The sequence below is a fragment of the Pseudomonas sp. ADAK21 genome, assembly GCF_012935735.1.
Taxonomy (GTDB): Bacteria; Pseudomonadota; Gammaproteobacteria; order Pseudomonadales; family Pseudomonadaceae; genus Aquipseudomonas; species Aquipseudomonas proteolytica.
On record NZ_CP052857.1, the window covers coordinates 2192021 to 2209484 of the forward strand.

Sequence of the window (17464 nt, forward strand, 5' to 3'; positions counted from 1 at the left end):
CGCCTATCAGGGAATTTGTATCAAAAGTTGACGAGATTCCATTCCTCGATCATATTGATAGTTAGCAAACTAACTGTATGCGAACTATCCCGTGTCCCACTCCCTCGAACACCTTCACATGAGCCTCAGCAGCAGCATGGTGGCTGGCGCCCGTCACTGGCGCAAAATCTGCCAGAGCACCCTGGTGAGCTACGGTATTTCCGAAGCCTGCGCAGTGCCTTTACTGATGATCGGCCGTCTCGGCGACGGCGTGCATCAAGTCAAGGTGGCCCAGGCCTCGGGGATGGAAAGCCCGTCCCTGGTGCGCCTGCTCGACCAACTGTGCAGCAGTGGTTATGTGTGCCGCACCGAAGATATCCACGACCGCCGCGCCAAGGCCTTGAGCCTCACCGAGCGCGGTCGGGAACTGGTGCAAGCCGTGGAGGCGCAACTGGTGCGCCTGCGTCGTGAAGTGCTGGCCGACATTGCGCCCACCGATATGCAGGCCGCGCTGCGTGTGTTGCGCGCCTTTGAGGCGGCGACGCTTTGAACGGATTTTTCAGCGGCTTTCCGCCCGCTCGCGACTGGTTCTACGGCGTGCGTACCTTCGCCGCCTCGATGATCGCGTTGTACATCGCCATGCTCATGCAAATGCCGCGTCCGTATTGGGCGATGGCCACGGTGTATATCGTCTCCAGCCCGTTTGTCGGCCCCACCAGTTCCAAGGCGTTGTACCGCGCCATCGGCACCTTGATGGGCGCGGCGGCGGCGGTGTTTTTTGTGCCGATGTTTGTACAGTCGCCCTACATTCTGGTGGTGGTGATTGCATTGTGGACGGGCACTTTGCTGTTCCTCTCCATGCACCTGCGCACAGCTAATAACTACGCCTTGATGCTGGCCGGCTACACCCTGCCGCTGATCGCCCTGCCAGTGGTGGATAACCCCCTGGCGGTGTGGGATGTGGCCGAGGCGCGGACCGAAGAAATCTTCCTCGGCATCGCAGTGGCCGCCGTGGTGGGCGCGATGTTCTGGCCGCGCCGCCTGATGCCGGTGTTCGATGGCTCGGTGGCCAAGTGGTTTGCCGATGCCCAGGTCTACAGCCAGCGCTTTCTGACGCGCAATGTGCAGCCTGAAGAAGTCAGCAACCTGCGCGGCGGTATGGTCGCCACCTTCAACACTCTCGAATTGATGATCGGCCAGTTGCCCCACGAAGGCGCACGGCCGCAGACCGTGCGTAACACCAAGGAACTGCGTGGGCGCATGATCCACCTGCTGCCGGTGGTGGATGCCCTGGATGATGCGCTGTACGCCATCGAACACCGCGCTCCGGAGTTTCTCGATCGCCTCACGCCGATACTCCAAGCCACCCAGCAATGGCTGCAAGACACCCAACAAGGCGCACCGCTGGAAAGCTGGCGCGCCTTGCGCGACCAGCTAGACGCCCTGCAACCCCAAGGCGAAGCGCTGGACGATCGCCACACCCTGCTGTTTTCCAACGCGTTGTACCGCCTTGGTGAGTGGATCGATTTGTGGCAAGACTGCCGCAGCCTGCAAGCCGCCATCGAGTGCGAAAGCCAGGACACCTGGCGCGCCGTCTACCGTCACTGGCGGCTGGGCCGGCTCACGCCATTTCTTGACCGTGGCCTGATGTTTTACTCGGCGTTCTCCACCGTCACCGCGATCATCGTCGCCTCGGTGCTGTGGATTCTGCTGGGCTGGACCGACGGCGGCAGTGCGGTGATTCTGGCGGCGGTGGCGTGCAGCTTCTTCGCCTCGATGGACGACCCGGCGCCACAGATTTATCGGTTCTTTTTCTGGACGGCAATGTCGGTGCTGTTCGCCAGCCTCTACCTGTTTCTGGTGCTGCCCAACCTGCACGATTTCCCGATGCTGGTGCTGGCGTTCGCCGTGCCGTTCATCTGCATCGGCACCCTCACCGTGCAACCGCGCTTTTACCTGGGCATGTTGCTGACGCTGGTGAACACTTCATCATTCATCAGTATCCAGGGGGCCTATGATGCGGACTTCCTCAACTTCGCCAACGTCAACCTGGCCGGTCCCGTGGGCCTGCTGTTTGCCTTTGTGTGGACGCTGATCGCCCGGCCCTTTGGCGCCGAACTGGCGGCCAAGCGCCTGACCCGCTTCAGCTGGCGCGACATTGTCGGCCTCACCGAACCTGCGACCCTGGCCGAGCACCGGCACATGGCCGTGCAAATGCTCGACCGCCTGATGCAGCACCTGCCGCGCCTGGCCCTCACTGGCCAGGACACCGGCATTGCCCTGCGTGATTTGCGGGTGGCACTGAACCTGCTCGACCTGCTGGCCTACTCGCCGCGCATCCTCGGCGTGCCACGGGTGTTGCTCAACCAAGTGGTCGAAGGTGTCGGCGCTTACTTCAAGGCCTGCCTTAAAGCCGGTGAGCGCTTGCCCGCGCCCAGCGGCCTGTTGATGACCCTCGATCGCACGCGCCGCGCGCTTAACGGCCAGGGCCTGCAAGGCGAGGGCGATACCCGCCTGCACCTGTTGCACGCCCTGGCCGGCCTGCGCCTGGCGCTGTTGCCTGGGGTCGAATTCATTGGCGGTGCCGAGATGCAAGCGCCGCTGCCCGATGGAGCGCCTCTATGATCGGTGACCTGGATATCAGCGGGGTGTTCCTGCCCACGCTGTTGGTGCTGATGGGCATTACGTATGGCTTTTACCTGGTGGTGCACGGGCTGTTGAACCGCGTCCACTTCTATCGCCTGGTCTGGCACCGGGCATTATTCAATGTGGCTCTCTACGCGCTGTTGCTGGGCGCTGTGGACTCACTCAGTCGATACCTGATGACATGAAAAAACCTTTTTTGACGATTGGCCGCGTGGTCCTGACGTTGCTCGTAGTGACCTTCGCCTGCGTCGTGGTCTGGCGCATGGTCATGTATTACATGTTCGCCCCCTGGACCCGCGACGGGCATATCCGTGCCGACATCGTGCAGATCGCCCCGGACGTGTCCGGGCTGATCCAGCGAGTGGACGTGCGCGACAACCAGTTGGTGAGCCGTGGCCAGGTGCTGTTTTCGGTGGACCAGGACCGCTTCAAGCTGGCCCTGCGCCAAGCCCAGGCGGCCGTGGCCGACCGCCAGGAAACCCTGGCCCAGGCCCAGCGTGAAGCCAGGCGCAACCGGGGCCTGGGCAACCTGGTGGCCAGCGAGCAACTGGAAGAAAGCCAGTCCCGCGTGGCCCGCGCCCAATCGGCCCTGGCCCAAGCGCAGGTGACGGTGGACAGCGCTCAGCTCAACCTCGACCGCTCGGTGATCCGCAGCCCGGTGGATGGCTACGTCAACGACCGTGCGCCCCGGGCCCAGGAGTTCGTGACCGCCGGGCGCCCGGTGTTGTCGGTGGTGGACAGCAATTCCTTCCACATCGACGGCTATTTTGAAGAGACCAAGCTGGACGGCATTCATGTCGGCCAGAGCGTGGATATCCGCGTGGTCGGCGATAGCGCGCGCTTGCGCGGCCATGTGCAGAGCATCGTCGCCGGGATCGAAGACCGTGACCGCACCAGCGGCTCCAACCTGCTGCCCAACGTCAACCCGGCCTTCAGTTGGGTGCGCCTGGCCCAGCGGATCCCGGTGCGCATTGCGTTTGACGATGTGCCGGCGGATTTCCGCATGATTGCCGGGCGCACGGCCACCGTGTCGATCATCGATGACCAGGCAAAATCCGGAGACCAGCCATGAAGCAACTGCTGGCGACTGCCGGGCTGGGGCTGCTGCTGTCGGCCTGCCAGGTGGTGGGCCCGGATTACCAGTTGCCCGACGCAGCCGCCGTCAACCGTGGCGACCTGCAGGGCCAACTGGCCGGGCAGGGCAACAATGTGGTCTCGGCCCCGGTACCCGCCGACTGGTGGAAGCTGTACCAGGACCCGCGCCTGGATGAACTGGTGCGCCAGGCCATGGCCTCCAACACCGATTTGCGCGTGGCTGCGGCCAACCTGCAACGGGCGCGTTTCCAGGTGCAGGAAGCGCAATCGGCGGGCGGTTGGAGCGGCGGGGTCAAGCTCGGCGCCCAGCGTTTGCAGGAGTCCGGCGAAGCCTTTTTGCTGGCGGACAAGGTACCGGTGGCCAATGTCGGCGATATCGGCATCACCACCTCTTATCAGTTCGACCTGTTCGGCACCCTGCAGCGCGGTATCGAAGGCGCCCAGGCCAACGCCGACGCGACACAGGCCGCCGTGGATACCGCGCGCATCACCCTGGTGGCGGACGTGGTGCGCTCCTACACCCAGGTGTGCGCGGCCAACGAAGAGCTGCACATCGCCCGCCAGTCCCTGGATTTGCAAGCCCAAAGCACGCGCCTGACCCAACGCCTGCGCGACGCCGGGCGCGGTGATGAAACCCAGGTCACCCGTTCGCAAACCCAATTCAAGTCGCTGCGTGCCGAACTGCCGCGCTTTGAGGCGGCACGCCAGGCCGGTTTGTTCCGCCTGTCGATGCTCCTGGCCAAGCCCCTGGACCAACTGCCGGCCGGCACCCGCGATTGCGCCGAGTTGCCGCATATCGCCCAGTTGCTGCCGGTGGGCGACGGTGCAACCCTGCTCAAACGCCGCCCCGACGTGCGCCAGGCCGAACGCCGGCTGGCGGCGGCGACGGCGGGAATTGGCGTGGCCACCGGCGAGTTGTACCCGGATATCAGCATCGGCGCCTCCATCGGCACCGTGGGTATTATCGACAACCTTGGCAAACCGGCCACCAACCGCTGGGGCTTCGGCCCGCTGTTGAGCTGGACGGTGCCGTCCAACGGCTCGCGCGCGCGCATTCATGAAGCCGAAGCCGCGACCCAGGGGGCCTTGGCGCACTTCGACGGGGTGGTACTCAATGCCATCCGCGAGACCCAGACCGGGCTGGCGCAATACACCGCGCAGCTGCAGCGCCGCGATGCGCTGGCCGAGGCCGAGCAGTCGGCGCAACAGGCCGCCGACCAGACGCACCGCTTCTTCCAGGCCGGCCGCGAGTCGTTCCTCGCCGACCTGCAAGCCACCCGCACCTACACCGACATGCGTGCGCAACTGGCGCAGGCCAACACGCAGGTGGCAATGAGCCAGATCGACCTGTTCCTGGCCTTGGGCGGCGGCTGGGAAAGCGGACGAACGCACGGTGCAGAACCCGGCAAACCCTGAGGCGATTGCTATGCTTTGATCAGACGGGCTTGCGTGATGGCCCGCTGATCACTGCCTGCGTTGCTCATGGGGATTCCAATAATGAAAAACCCTTATGCTCCCGCTTTCTGGTGCGTGCTCTTCGCACTGGTGTTGTTATCGGCGACTTACTTCTACGGTGTCATGCTGGCCCATCAACTGGATAAGGCCATGGTGTTCCTCGACAGCGCCTGCGCGCTGATCGCCGCGTTGTCCGTTGGCGTGGTGGCCTGGGCGTCCTACCAGGGCCAGCGCACCCAGAAAAAAATCCTTGAACAAGGCAAGACGCGGGTCGCGATCTGGGACACCAAGGTCGCCCTGCGCCGGGTCGAAACCGTGTTCGACCGCTACTTCTGGGGCAGCTACTGGCAGCCTGGGCGGACGTTCCAGGAAGTCATGGGCGAACTGACCGGCACCCCCCTCGAAAAAAGCCTCGAGGCCCTGAAAAAACAATGCGTGCTGCTCGACCGGCAAGTGGCCGAAGGGAGGCACTGGCTGAACAACGCCCGGGAGCTGTCCGACGTCGCCACCGCCATGGCCCGCGAGCGTTACCAGTTGGACTTCTACGACCCCAAGGCCGACACCCCGGGCAATGCGGTGATCCACCGCGAGTTTGAAGTGCTGGTGTACACCTGGACCGCCCGGCTGAAGAGCTTCGACCACCAGCTCGACGAAATCGAGATGGAATACTCCTGACTAAGCGCAACATTTCCCCGTGGCGAGCGGGCTTGCCCCGCGCTGGGCTGCAAAGCAGCCCCAAAACCTGCCCCCTTGGTGTATCAGGAAGACCGAGGGGGGGCTGCTTCGCAGCCCAGCGGGGGACAAGCCCCCTCGCCACAGTGTTCCCTGTCCACCCCCTGGACCCCGCCGTTAGCCACAAGAGATTGCAACGAGCCCCCCCGCCAGTGCTAACCTTGCCCCGATTTCGGCGGGCTTGAGCCGACGCCCACTTCGGGAGTCAGGGAAGACAGCCCACTTCGCACAGGATTGGATCAGGACACTTCATGAATAAATCAGCCGTTGTACTCTTGGGTTTTGTTGCCGCCGTCGGCGTGGTCAGTGCCGGCGGTGCCTGGTACACCGGCAGCCAGCTGGAAGGGGTGTTGAAAACCACGATCGAAGACGCCAACAAGGAGATGGAACGCTCCCTGGCCGGTGTCGATGGCCGCATGACCCTGGAGATGGTCTCCCTGGATCGCGGCTGGTTCAGCAGCACCGGCCACTTCCGCCTCAAGGCCGAAGGCGCGGCGTTCGGTGAACAGTTCAAAGACAGCGAGCTGCTGTTTGTCGACCGTATCGAGCACGGCCCGCTGCCTGTCTCGCGCCTGATTACCCTGAAGTGGTGGCCGGTGCTGGCTACCAGCCATCTGGCCCTTGAGAAGAACCCGACCACCGAAAAATGGTTCGCCGCCACCAAGGATGTTTCGCCAATCAACGGCGTGGCCAACATCAGCTTCAACCGTTCGGTGAACGGCAACATGGAACTGCTGCCCCTGGAGTACAAGGACGCCACCACCAGCGTCAACTTCTCTGGCCTGAAGATGGACTACTTCAACACCGCCAAGGGTGAAGAGATCAAGGTCAATGGCTACATGGACGCCCTCAAGGTGGACCTGGTCGGCCCTGATGGCGCACCGTTCCAGGCGCAACTCAACGGCCTGACCGTGGCCAGCAACCTGTCCAAGAGCAGTTTCGGCTTTTATGTCGGCCAGAACACCGTCGAGCTGAGCAACACCCAGTTCACCTTTGGTCCACAACAAGCGGTGCTGACCGTCAAAGGCTTCGAGCAGAAAGACAGCAGCGAGACCAAGGACAACAACCTCAGCGGCCGTGTTGATTACAAAGTCGCCGAGATCGGTTACCAGGGCAAACCTGTCGGCTCGGCGGCCATGGCCGTGAGCATGAAGAACATCGACGTGCCGTCGGCCATGGTGCTGACCAAGCTGTATCAGGAAAAGATGCAACCGGTGCAGGCTGCCCAAGCTGCCGGCCAACCGATTCCAGAACTGCAACTGAGCGAAGCCGAACAAGCGCTGGCCCAGGCCAATGTCGACCTGCTGCTGGCCGCCAAACCGCAAGTGGCCCTGGAAAACCTGGCCCTCAAGACCGCCAATGGCGAAAGCCGCTTCAACCTGGTGGTAGACCTGACCAAACCGTCCACCATGGAGCTGCCACCGGTTGAACTGGCCAAGCAGATGATCACGCTGCTGGATGCCAACCTGACCCTGTCCAAGCCGATGATCTCTGACATTGCTGCACTGCAAGCGCAGATCGGTGGCGTGACCGACCCCAAAGCCATCGAGCAGCAATCCCAGATGGCCAGCGAGATGGTCAGCGGGATGGCCGTGGGCACGCAACTGGCAACCCTGGAAGGCAACGACATCCTGGCCAAGCTGCACTACGCCAACAATGAAGTGACCTTCAATGGCCAGAAAATGACCGTCGAGCAGTTTATCGGCGGCGTACTGGGCAAACTGGGTGCGGTCAGCGGCGCGCAATAAGCCCCTGTAGGCCAACACCGAAGCAAAAATGTGGGAGCGGGCTTGCTCGCGAATGCGGTGTATCAGTCAACATATCCATGACTGACCCACCGCATTCGCGAGCAAGCCCGCTTGTATGTTTAGACTTGAAGGGGTGGGCGGCGACTAAAAGCCCGATTCCGACTCTAGCCAGTACGGACCGTGGGAGACTTCTCGTCCCGCCCTTTCTACCCTAAGCGCCGATAAGGAATTCATCGGGAAAACCGACAATAGAGGCAAGCCAGCGCTGGGATAGACCCCGACAAGCCCTTAAACCCTAGCTCCGAGGATTAGTTATGACAATCCTTACTTCACCAACGGTTGTGGGTATCGATGTGGCCAAGGCCGAAATCGTTGCCTACCGCGAAGACCTCAACGCCACTCAAGCCATTACCAACGACCGCGATGCTCTTGGCCGCTGGCTCAACACATTACCTGCCAACAGCTCAATTGCCCTGGAAGCCACCAGCACTTACCACTTGGACACAGCTGAACTCGCCCATGAAATAGGACATCGGGTTTACGTTGTAGACGCTTATCGGTTGAGCCATTACCGCGAAAGCATTGGCCAGCGGGCGAAAACCGACCCTTGTGATGCACGTTTATTAGCGCGCTACCTGAGCAGCGAGCAGAAACGGCTACGGCTCTGGAGTCCACCTCCGCAGGCTTACAAGTTATTGAAAAGCTTGCTACACCGACGTGCAGAACTTATCAACTTGCGTGTAAGCCTCACACTGAGCTGGTCAGGCGAACCGCTTTTGAAAGACGAGTTGGCCCAGCAGTTAAAGTCCTTCAAACAAGCTGAGCAGGTCATTCAGAAGTTGCTGCACAAGGTCAGCAAAGAGGCGGGCATCACCGAAAATATCAAGCGCTGCAAAGCCATTGAGGGAGTGGGTGATCTTACGGCTACTGGTCTAGCGACAGCCTTCATGCGCGGTCAGTTCGCCAATGGCGATGCATTCATCGCTTTCTTGGGGATGGATCTGAGACCAAAAGACTCCGGAAAAAAGGCCGGCCCTCGGCACTTGAGTAAAAGGGCGATTCAGAGTTGCGGCGCCTTGCTCACAACGCAGCGATGGCCGCTAGCCGATCTGCGACCTGGAAACCGTACTACGAGTCCTACCTGGCCCGAGGACTGGCAAAGACCCAAGCCCTGGTAATCCTCGCCCGCAAGCTCTGCCGGGTGGCATTCGCGCTGATGAAAAACCAGAGCGAATACCAACCGAACTTAAGGTTGCAGGGTTTACCTGCAACATAGAATCTCCCACATTTGATCTCCACTAGCTTGTAGGACAATTCTGAACAATTGTCCTGATTTGTCCAAATCCTTACCCCGCTCGGGGATATTGCGCCCCAGGAAAGCTAGTCCGGGTCCCCAGATACCGGCGGCCTGATGCGTGTTGTACAGGCGATATCGCTACAGCTTTCCAAGTAAGGAAGCTGACGACATGTTGCGTAACCCCTCTGCCTACGGTCCTGATCGATTGCGTCTACTGATCGGTGCCGTCCTGCTGCTGCCAACCCTGGCCGTGGCCGATCCTGCCTACGACTCCCTGATTCGCCAGGCCCGCACCGGCAACTACACGCCGGCGCTCAACCTGTTGCGCCAACTGCCTGTCGAACGCCAGACCGCTGGTCAGGTCAGCGACCACCTGCTGATTGCCAGCTGGGCACGTCAGGATGATGAAGTACTCAAGGTCTATGAGCGCCAGGGGCGCCAGCGCCAACTGACCACTCAAGCACTGACCACCGTGGCCCGTACCTACCGCAATCAACAGCGTTGGGCACCCGCCGAGGCCGTGTATCGCCAGGCGTTGCTGCGCGAGCCGAACAACCCGCAGCTGCAACTGGGCCTGGCCCTGACCCTGGCCGATGGCGGCAAAGCCGCCGAAGCCGTACAGCGTGCCCGCACCCTGGTGGTGGCCAAGCCCGAGGATGTCGAGCGGCGCATGGCCCTGGGCTACGCGTTGTCCCGTGCCGGGCAGCCGTTTGATTCACTGTTCGAGTTCGACCAGGCGTTTATCCGCGCCGGCAACCAGCCCGAGGTGGTGCGCGAATACCTGATCGCCCTGCAACGTGCACGTATGCCGGAACCGGCCTTGCGCCTGAGCGCGCTGCACCCCGGCCTGCTGGACCCGGTGACCCAGCGCCGCCTGGAAGGTGACTTGGCTGCCGAACGTGTGCGCCTGGCTGAATTCCCGACGCGCAGTGAAAGCGAACGCTTTGTGATCGCCGACCGCGCCCTCAAGGATTACGACCAACTGCTCGCCACCTGGACCCCGGATGCCAGTGCCCATGACGATGTGGTGCGCTGGCGTATCGACCGGATGGGCGCGCTCAAGGCCCGTGCACGTACCGCCGAGGTGATCCACGACTACGAAGCCTTGCAAGCTCAAGGCGTGCAACTGCCCGGCTACGCCCTGCGTTGGGTGGCCGCCGCCTACCTCGATCAACGCCTGCCGGAAAAGGCTGCGCCGCTGTTTCGCCAAGCGGTGGCCGCGCCGGACGCCGACCCCAGCAACCAAGTGGTAGACAGCACCGCGCTGTACTACTCCCTGCTGGAAAACGACCAGACCGGCGAAGCCCGCGCCGTCGCAAACGACCTGGCGAGCACGCAAAAGCCTCGGGTCGAACTCAAGGGGCTGCCCCTCGGCAACCCCAACGACGCGTGGCTGGCCGCCCAGCAACTGGCGGCCCAGGCCGCGACCTACGGCGCCGATCTGCCAACCAGTGAAAAAAGCCTGGAGAACCTGGTGCGCACCTCGCCCGGCAACGTCGGCATGCGCGTGGCCCAGGCGGACATGTTCCGCGCCCGCGCCTGGCCGCGGCGTGCGGAGATTGCCCTCAAGGACGCAGAAAACCAGAACCCCCGCCATATCGACCTGGAAGTCTCCCAAGGCTACAACGCGCTGGAGCTGCAGGAGTGGCGCCAGCTTGATGTGCTCGCCGATGACGTGGTCGACCGCGCCCCGGAAAACCGCCAGGTCCAACGCCTCCAGCGCCTGCGCAAGGTGCATGAAATGGCCGAGCTGCGCATCGAGGCCGAGACCGGTAAAAGTCATGGCGGCGGGGCGGTGTCGGGTAGTCGCGACTGGGGCATCGAAACCCTGCTCTACAGCCCGCCCATCGATGAAGACTGGCGGATATTCGGCGGTATCGGCTACGCCACCGCCGACTTTGAAGAAGGCACTGGCCACCACCGCTGGCAGCGCCTGGGCGTGGAACGGCGCACCCGCGATATGACCCTGGAGGCCGAAGTCTCCAATCATTCCTACGGCAAAGGCACCAAGCAAGGCGCACGCCTGGCGATTGCGCGAGACATCAACGACCACTGGCAGTACGGGGGCAGTCTTGACTACCTGGCCGCCAGCACACCGTTGCGTGCGCTCAATGCCAACGTCACGGCCAATGGCGGCAGCGGGTTTATCCGCTGGCGCGCCAACGAGAGCCGTGAGTGGAGACTGGCGCTGAGCCCGTCCCACTTCAGTGACGGCAACGACCGTGTCGAGGCGCTGTTCAGCGGCCGTGAGGGCGTCTACCGCTCGCCGGGCGTGCAAGTGGACCTTGGCCTGGAAGTCGCCGCCAGCCGCAACAGCAAGGAAGAAGCCGCGTATTTCAACCCGCGTTCAGACTTCAGCGTGCTCCCCACGGTGAGCGTCAACCATGTGCTCTATCACCGCTACGAAACCCAGTGGAGTCAGCAGTTCCAGGCCGGTGCGGGCACCTACAGCCAGCGCGATTACGCCACCGGCGCCATTGGTTTGCTCAGTTACGGCCAGCGTTATCGCTGGAACGACGTACTGGAAACCGGCGCCAACCTGAGCTGGATCAACCGACCTTATGACGGTCAGCGCGAAAGCGATGTGCGCCTGCTCGTCGACCTCACTTACCGTTTCTAGAAGAGTCCGATCATGACCCTTGTTTCCCGTTGCCTGCTGGCCCTGGTTTTTTTGCTGAGCAGTGCCTGTGCCCAGTCCCCCGCGCCTTTTACGCCACCTGCCGAACGACTCAAACCGGTCAACGAAGCGCCGTGGCCGAAAAACCATTTCCTGGGCATTGCCTACCACGATGTCAACGACCGTGACCCCGACCAGAGAGTGGTGGCGGTGCGTACCGAACGCCTGATCGAACAGTTGTCCTGGCTGCGCGAGAACGGCTACCAGGCGGTCAGCGTCGACCAGGTCCTCGCCGCCCGCGCCGGTGGGCCACAGCTGCCGCCCAAAGCCGTCATGCTCAGCTTCGACGACGGCTATTCGAGCTTCTACACCCGCGTGATGCCGATCCTGCGTGCCTACCAGTGGCCGGCCGTGCTGGCGCCGGTGGGCAGTTGGGTCGACACGCCGTTGAACCAACCGGTGGATTTTGCCGGCGTGCCCCGTGACCGCGGGGAGTTTTTGACCTGGCAACAAGTGCGCGAAGTGGCGCAATCGGGCCTGGTGGAAATCGCCGCGCATACCGACGCCCTTCACAAAGGTGTGCTGGCCAACCCCCAGGGCAACATGGAGCCGGCTGCGGCTACCCGGCGCTATGACCCGGTCACCCGCAGTTATGAGCCCGAAGCGCAGTTCCAGGCGCGGATGCGCGCCGACGTCGCGGCGATTTCCAATAAGATCCGCGCCGTTACCGGCAAGGCCCCGCGTGTGTGGGTCTGGCCATACGGAGCGGCGGACGGCACCTCTCTGGCGGTAGTGGGCGAGCAGGGTTACCAGATGGCCCTGACCCTGGAGGACGGCCTCGACAACCTCGGCAACTTGATGAGCAGCCCGCGCTTTCTGGTGGACAACGACCCGTACGGCGAAGACTTCGCCAACAGCATGGTCTCGGCGCAGGTCAAAGCGCCGATGCGCGTACTGCATGTGGACCTGGACCAGGTCTACGACCCGGACAAGGCGCAAGAAGTGCGCAACCTCGACGCATTGGTCCAGCGCGTGCTGGACATGGGCGTCGACACCGTGTTCCTGCAGGCGTTCGCGGACCCCAAGGGCGATGGCCTGGCGCGTTCGCTGTACTTCCCCAACCGCCATCTGCCGATGCGCGCCGACCTGTTCAACCGCGTCAGCTGGCAGTTGCACACCCGTGGCGGCCTGGTAAAGGTCTACGCCTGGATGCCGGTGCTCAGCTTTGCCCTGGACCCCAAGCTGCCCCGCGTCAGCCGTTGGGACCCGGCCACCGGCAAGGTGGACGTCGACCCCAAGCAGTACCAGCGGCTGTCGCCGTTCGATCCCAAGGTGCGCAAAATCATCGGTGAGATCTACGAAGACCTCGCCCGTACCAGCGCTATCCATGGCGTGTTGTTCCACGACGACGCCGTGCTTTCGGACTTTGAAGACGCCAGCCCCCAGGCCCTGAAAACCTACGCAGCCAACGGCCTGCCGGGCAGCATCCAGGCACTGCGCGCCGACCCGGAGGTGATGCAGCGCTGGACCCGTTTCAAGAGCCGCTACCTGATCGACTTCACCCATGAACTGACCGCCAAGGTCCGCACCCTGCGCGGCCCGGAAGTGCTCACCGCGCGCAACATCTTCGCCGAACCGATGCTCAACCCAGCCAGCGAAGCCTGGTTTGCGCAGAACCTCGACGACTTCCTCCAGCACTACGACTGGACCGCGCCGATGGCGATGCCGTTGATGGAAGGCCAGTCGTTGAAAAATTCCAACGCGTGGCTGGAAAAACTCGTGGCCACGGTCAAGGCCCGGCCCGGGGCGATGCAGCGCACGGTCTTCGAATTGCAGGCCAAGGATTGGCGCACCCCGGCCGCACCAGATCTTTCTGGTGCGCAAATGGCCGAGTGGATGGGCGTGCTCAAGCGCCAGGGCGCCAGCAGTTTTGGCTACTACCCCGACAACTTCCTGGAGAATTCGCCGGATCTGAACACCGTGCGTCCGGCCCTTTCCAACAAATGGAATCCTTGACTCATGTTCGACAGAATCCTAGCTCTTCTCGTTTTGGCATTGGTGTTGGGTGTGCCCCTGGGCCTGATCTTCCTGGTCACTGGGCAGTTCCTGATGGAGTTCGTATTTTTCTACCCGTTGTTCATGTCCGGGCTGTGGATCGCCGGTGGCCTGTACTTCTGGCTGCACTGGGAACGCCACTGGCCATGGGCCGATGACACCCCGGCGCCGGTGCTCAAGGGCGAGCCGCTGATCTCGATCCTGATCCCTTGCTACAACGAAGGCGACAACGCCGCCGAGACCATTGGCGCGGCGTTGGCCCAGCGTTATCGCAACCTGGAAGTGATTGCGATCAACGATGGCTCCAGCGACAACACCGCCCAGGTGCTCGATGCCCTGGCGCTGCATGAGCCGCGCTTGCGCGTGCTGCATCTGGCGCAAAACCAGGGCAAGGCCGTGGCCCTGCGCATGGGCGCCGTGGCGGCCCACAGTGAATACCTGGTGTGCATCGATGGCGACGCCTTGCTCGACCGCAATGCCGCCGCCTACCTGGTGGCGCCGATGCTCGACAACCCGCGTCTGGGGGCGGTCACCGGCAACCCACGGATCCGCACGCGCTCGACCTTGATCGGCCGGGTGCAGGTGGGCGAGTTCTCTTCGATCATCGGCTTGATCAAGCGTACCCAGCGGGTGTTCGGGCGGATCTTCACCGTATCCGGCGTGGTGGTGGCGTTTCGGCGGGCGGCCCTGGACCGGGTCGACTACTGGAGCACCGACATGATCACCGAAGACATCGACGTGAGCTGGAAGCTGCAACTGGACCACTGGAGCATCTTCTACGAACCGCGCGCGCTGTGCTGGATCCTTATGCCGGAAACCCTCGGTGGCCTATGGAAACAGCGCCTGCGCTGGGCCCAGGGCGGCGCCGAAGTGCTGTTCAAGAACATCCGCGGGATCTGGCAATGGCGCCACCGCTACCTGTGGCCGCTGCTGTTCGAATACTGCCTGTCCACCGGCTGGGCCTTCACCTTCCTGCTGTCGGTGATCTTCTGGGGCGTGGGCAAAGTCGTGCCGTTGCCCGAGGCGATTGCCGTCGGCTCGCTGATGCCGCCGGCCTTCACCGGCTTGCTGCTGGCGGTGGTGTGCCTGGTGCAGTTTGCCGTGAGCATCATGATCGACCGGCGCTACGAGCGCGGCCTGTGGAAAACCTTGTTCTGGACCGTCTGGTACCCGCTGGTGTTCTGGCTGGTGAGCCTGTTCACCACCCTGGTCAGCTTCCCCAAAGTCCTGTTCCGCCAACATCAAAAACGCGCGCGCTGGGTCAGCCCGGATCGCGGCATCAAGGCACCTGCCAAGGAAGTGAACCCATGAACCTGATCCGCACCCCACAGCGGCCTGTGATGCAGGCCATCGATATCTTCCTGACCCTGATGGCCTGGGCCGGCCTGGTGCTCCTGCTGGTGCGCGGCCTGGTGCCGATGCTCGATAGCAACGGCGGCCCACGCATCGATGCACCGATTTTTGCCGCGCTGAACACCTTGCAGATCTACCTGTGGATCGCCCTGTTCAATGCGGTGCTGCTGATCACTTGGGCGCGCTACCAACAACGGCGCGGCAAGCAATTTGCCCAGCGCCGTACGGCAACCAAGGCGCTGAGTGACCACGGCCTGAGCGAGAGCTTCCGGTTGGCGGCGGGGGAGCTTGAGCAACTGCGCAGGCCTGGGGTGTTGGTGATTCATAACGATCAGGAGGGTGGGGTGCAGGCGGTGACGTCGCATCATTCCCGCGAGGTACGGCGGCCAGGGTTGAAACTGGTGGTGGGGCAGGAAGGCTAGGAGCTGTAGGAATGATTACTTTAATTATAGGAGTTATCTCTAATTTTTTAGGAATGGTCCTATTTGGTTGGTTTGCAGATAACAAGACAATGTGAAGTGAGGCTGACACGGGACTGAAATTTCGTCAAAAACCGTATCACTTTTGATACCACTTGTCGGAAATTGAGAGTGTGTTTCAAGTAACACATTTTCGCATTTGTGCTTTATTGAAAATTATCAATCAGTTAAGTGGTTTTAGCTGAGTGATTAAGGGTTAGCCAAAATATTGGCTGGCGATTTGTTCGATGTTAGTTTGCCATCCCTCGCAATTCGATGGAGCGAATATGTCTTTTTTAGTGCCAAGGATTCGGCTGCTGCTGGGCGTCTGCTTGACGTGCGTTGCCTTGAATAGTGCAACGGCCGCCACGTTTGCTGGCGATCAAGAGCTGATCCGCGAGCGGCAAAATCGCCTGCTGGAAGAACAACAGCGCCGCCTCGAAGAGCTCAAGAGCCTGCCCGGTAAATCGGCTGAGCCGGCGGCTTCTGTTGTGCCAGTGGATACCCGCTGCTTCCCCATCAAAGACATCGAACTCAAGGGCGCTGACAGCCTGTCCGCGGCTGACCGCGAACGCTTGCTCAAGCCTTATATCGACCAATGCCTGGGCGTCTCGCAACTCAATGCGTTGCTCAAGGCGATCACCGACTACTACATCGACAAGGGCATGGTCACCAGCCGCGCCTATCTGCCACAACAGGACCTGTCCACCGGGCATCTGCAAGTATTGGTGGTGGAGGGCAAGCTCGAAGGCTTGAAAGGCGCGGCCAACAGCCAACTGTCGGACCGCGAGTTGGCCATGGCCTTTCCTGGCAAAAACGGCGAGTTGTTGAACCTGCGGGAAATCGAGCAGGCCATCGACCAGCTCAACCGTTTGCCCTCCAACCAGGCCCAAATGGAACTGGCGCCCGGCGATGCCGTGGGCGGCAGTTCGGTGCTGGTGAAAAACACTCCGCAAAAGCCTTGGCGCGCCAGCCTGTCACGCAATAACGACGGGCAAAAAAGCTCTGGCGAACAGCAATGGGGTACCGGTTTTGAATGGGACAGCCCCCTGGGGCTAGCGGATCAGCTGATTCTGCGCGGTGGCCACGACGCCATCAGCGATCATCAGAAAACCTCGAAAAGCGCCATGCTGTATTACAACGTGCCGTGGGGTTGGTGGAACTTCAACTACAGCTACAACCAGAGCGATACCCGCTCGCTGATCCAGGGCGACGGTTTTGACTTCAAGCAAACCGGCGACAGCCAGAACCATCAACTGCGGGCCGAGCGGGTGGTGCATCGTGATGCCCTGAGCAAAACCTCGCTCAGTGTTGGCCTGGCTCACCTGCGTACCAACAACTACATCGAAGGCAGCCGCCTGGATGTCAGCAGTCATCGCCTCAGCGAACTGCAGTGGGGCATCAACCACGGGCGGCGGGTCGGCAACGCCTTTGTCAACGTCGACCTGGGCATGCAAAGCGGTATCGGCTTGCTCGATGCCCAGGCCGAAAACGAACGTGACCGTTTCGGCAATCGGCAGGCAAATTCGCGCTACCGCAAATACACCGCCACCGTCAGCTACCTGCAACCGTTCACGTTGTGGGGAGAGTCGTTCAGCTTCACTAGCCTTGCCACCGGCCAACGCAGTGAAGACATGCTGTTCAGCCCGCAGCGCATGAGCCTTGGCGGTTCGTCTTCAGTGCGCGGGTTCAAGGACCAGCAACTGACCGGCGACAGCGGCGGCTACTGGCGCAACGACCTGCGCTGGTCGCGGCCGGTGCTGGTGGACTGGCTGCGTCCGGCCTTTGGTGAATACGGCGTGAGCCTGGGTTACGACCAGGGCGTGATCCGCAACGACCGCTACAACCGCGAAGTACATGGCCGTGTCTCCAGCAACTCCGTGGAGCTGTTCGCCCGCGGCAAGCATGTCAGTACCAGCGTGACCTTTGCCCACTCTTTGGAACGTCCGGCAGTGATGAGCGAGCGCGAAGCGCCGATCTATTTCCGGATGGATTTCTACCTGTAATTCAACGTTTAGCCGTATTGAGA

The 17464-nt window shown here is 62.0% G+C and carries 12 protein-coding genes and 1 pseudogene; all 13 read left to right on the forward strand.

Going from position 1 to position 17464, the window contains the following annotated elements:
- Positions 1 to 118 precede the first annotated feature (118 nt).
- Positions 119 to 529 (forward strand): MarR family winged helix-turn-helix transcriptional regulator, encoded by a 411-nt coding sequence (locus tag HKK57_RS10035; RefSeq protein ID WP_029298811.1) that lies wholly within the window; start codon positions 119 to 121, stop codon positions 527 to 529.
- Positions 526 to 2604, forward strand: a complete 2079-nt coding sequence (locus HKK57_RS10040; protein ID WP_154907976.1) for an FUSC family protein — start codon at positions 526 to 528, stop codon at positions 2602 to 2604. Before HKK57_RS10035 ends, HKK57_RS10040 begins: the two co-directional genes overlap by 4 nt.
- Positions 2601 to 2810 (forward strand): DUF1656 domain-containing protein, encoded by a 210-nt coding sequence (locus HKK57_RS10045; RefSeq protein ID WP_029298814.1) that lies wholly within the window; start codon positions 2601 to 2603, stop codon positions 2808 to 2810. The genes HKK57_RS10040 and HKK57_RS10045 overlap by 4 nt, the downstream gene beginning before the upstream one ends.
- The gene (locus HKK57_RS10050) at positions 2807 to 3697 is read left to right on the forward strand and encodes an efflux RND transporter periplasmic adaptor subunit (RefSeq protein WP_169390104.1); all 891 of its coding nucleotides are present in this window, start codon (positions 2807 to 2809) and stop codon (positions 3695 to 3697) included. The genes HKK57_RS10045 and HKK57_RS10050 overlap by 4 nt, the downstream gene beginning before the upstream one ends.
- Positions 3694 to 5136, forward strand: coding sequence for an efflux transporter outer membrane subunit (locus HKK57_RS10055; protein ID WP_133714065.1), 1443 nt, complete (start codon positions 3694 to 3696; stop codon positions 5134 to 5136). Before HKK57_RS10050 ends, HKK57_RS10055 begins: the two co-directional genes overlap by 4 nt.
- Positions 5137 to 5217: 81 nt before the next feature.
- Entirely contained in the window at positions 5218 to 5850 is a 633-nt protein-coding gene (locus HKK57_RS10060; RefSeq protein ID WP_029298821.1) for a hypothetical protein, read from the forward strand.
- A 308-nt stretch (positions 5851 to 6158) separates the two neighbouring features.
- Positions 6159 to 7655 carry a YdgA family protein gene (locus HKK57_RS10065; protein WP_029298822.1) on the forward strand — a complete coding sequence of 499 codons (1497 nt, stop codon included), beginning with the start codon at positions 6159 to 6161 and terminating at the stop codon, positions 7653 to 7655.
- Positions 7656 to 7969: 314 nt separating this feature from the next.
- Positions 7970 to 8931: pseudogene (locus HKK57_RS10070) on the forward strand (IS110 family transposase).
- A 190-nt stretch (positions 8932 to 9121) separates the two neighbouring features.
- Positions 9122 to 11572, forward strand: a complete 2451-nt coding sequence (pgaA, locus tag HKK57_RS10075; RefSeq protein ID WP_169390105.1) for a poly-beta-1,6 N-acetyl-D-glucosamine export porin PgaA — start codon at positions 9122 to 9124, stop codon at positions 11570 to 11572.
- A 12-nt stretch (positions 11573 to 11584) separates the two neighbouring features.
- The gene (gene pgaB / locus HKK57_RS10080) at positions 11585 to 13585 is read left to right on the forward strand and encodes a poly-beta-1,6-N-acetyl-D-glucosamine N-deacetylase PgaB (protein ID WP_169390106.1); all 2001 of its coding nucleotides are present in this window, start codon (positions 11585 to 11587) and stop codon (positions 13583 to 13585) included.
- Between the two features lie 3 nt (positions 13586 to 13588).
- Positions 13589 to 14935, forward strand: coding sequence for a poly-beta-1,6-N-acetyl-D-glucosamine synthase (pgaC, locus tag HKK57_RS10085; protein ID WP_029298825.1), 1347 nt, complete (start codon positions 13589 to 13591; stop codon positions 14933 to 14935).
- Entirely contained in the window at positions 14932 to 15399 is a 468-nt protein-coding gene (pgaD, locus tag HKK57_RS10090) for a poly-beta-1,6-N-acetyl-D-glucosamine biosynthesis protein PgaD (RefSeq protein WP_169390107.1), read from the forward strand. Before pgaC ends, pgaD begins: the two co-directional genes overlap by 4 nt.
- Before the next feature lie 323 nt (positions 15400 to 15722).
- Positions 15723 to 17441 (forward strand): ShlB/FhaC/HecB family hemolysin secretion/activation protein, encoded by a 1719-nt coding sequence (locus HKK57_RS10095; RefSeq protein ID WP_169390108.1) that lies wholly within the window; start codon positions 15723 to 15725, stop codon positions 17439 to 17441.
- Positions 17442 to 17464 lie beyond the last annotated feature (23 nt).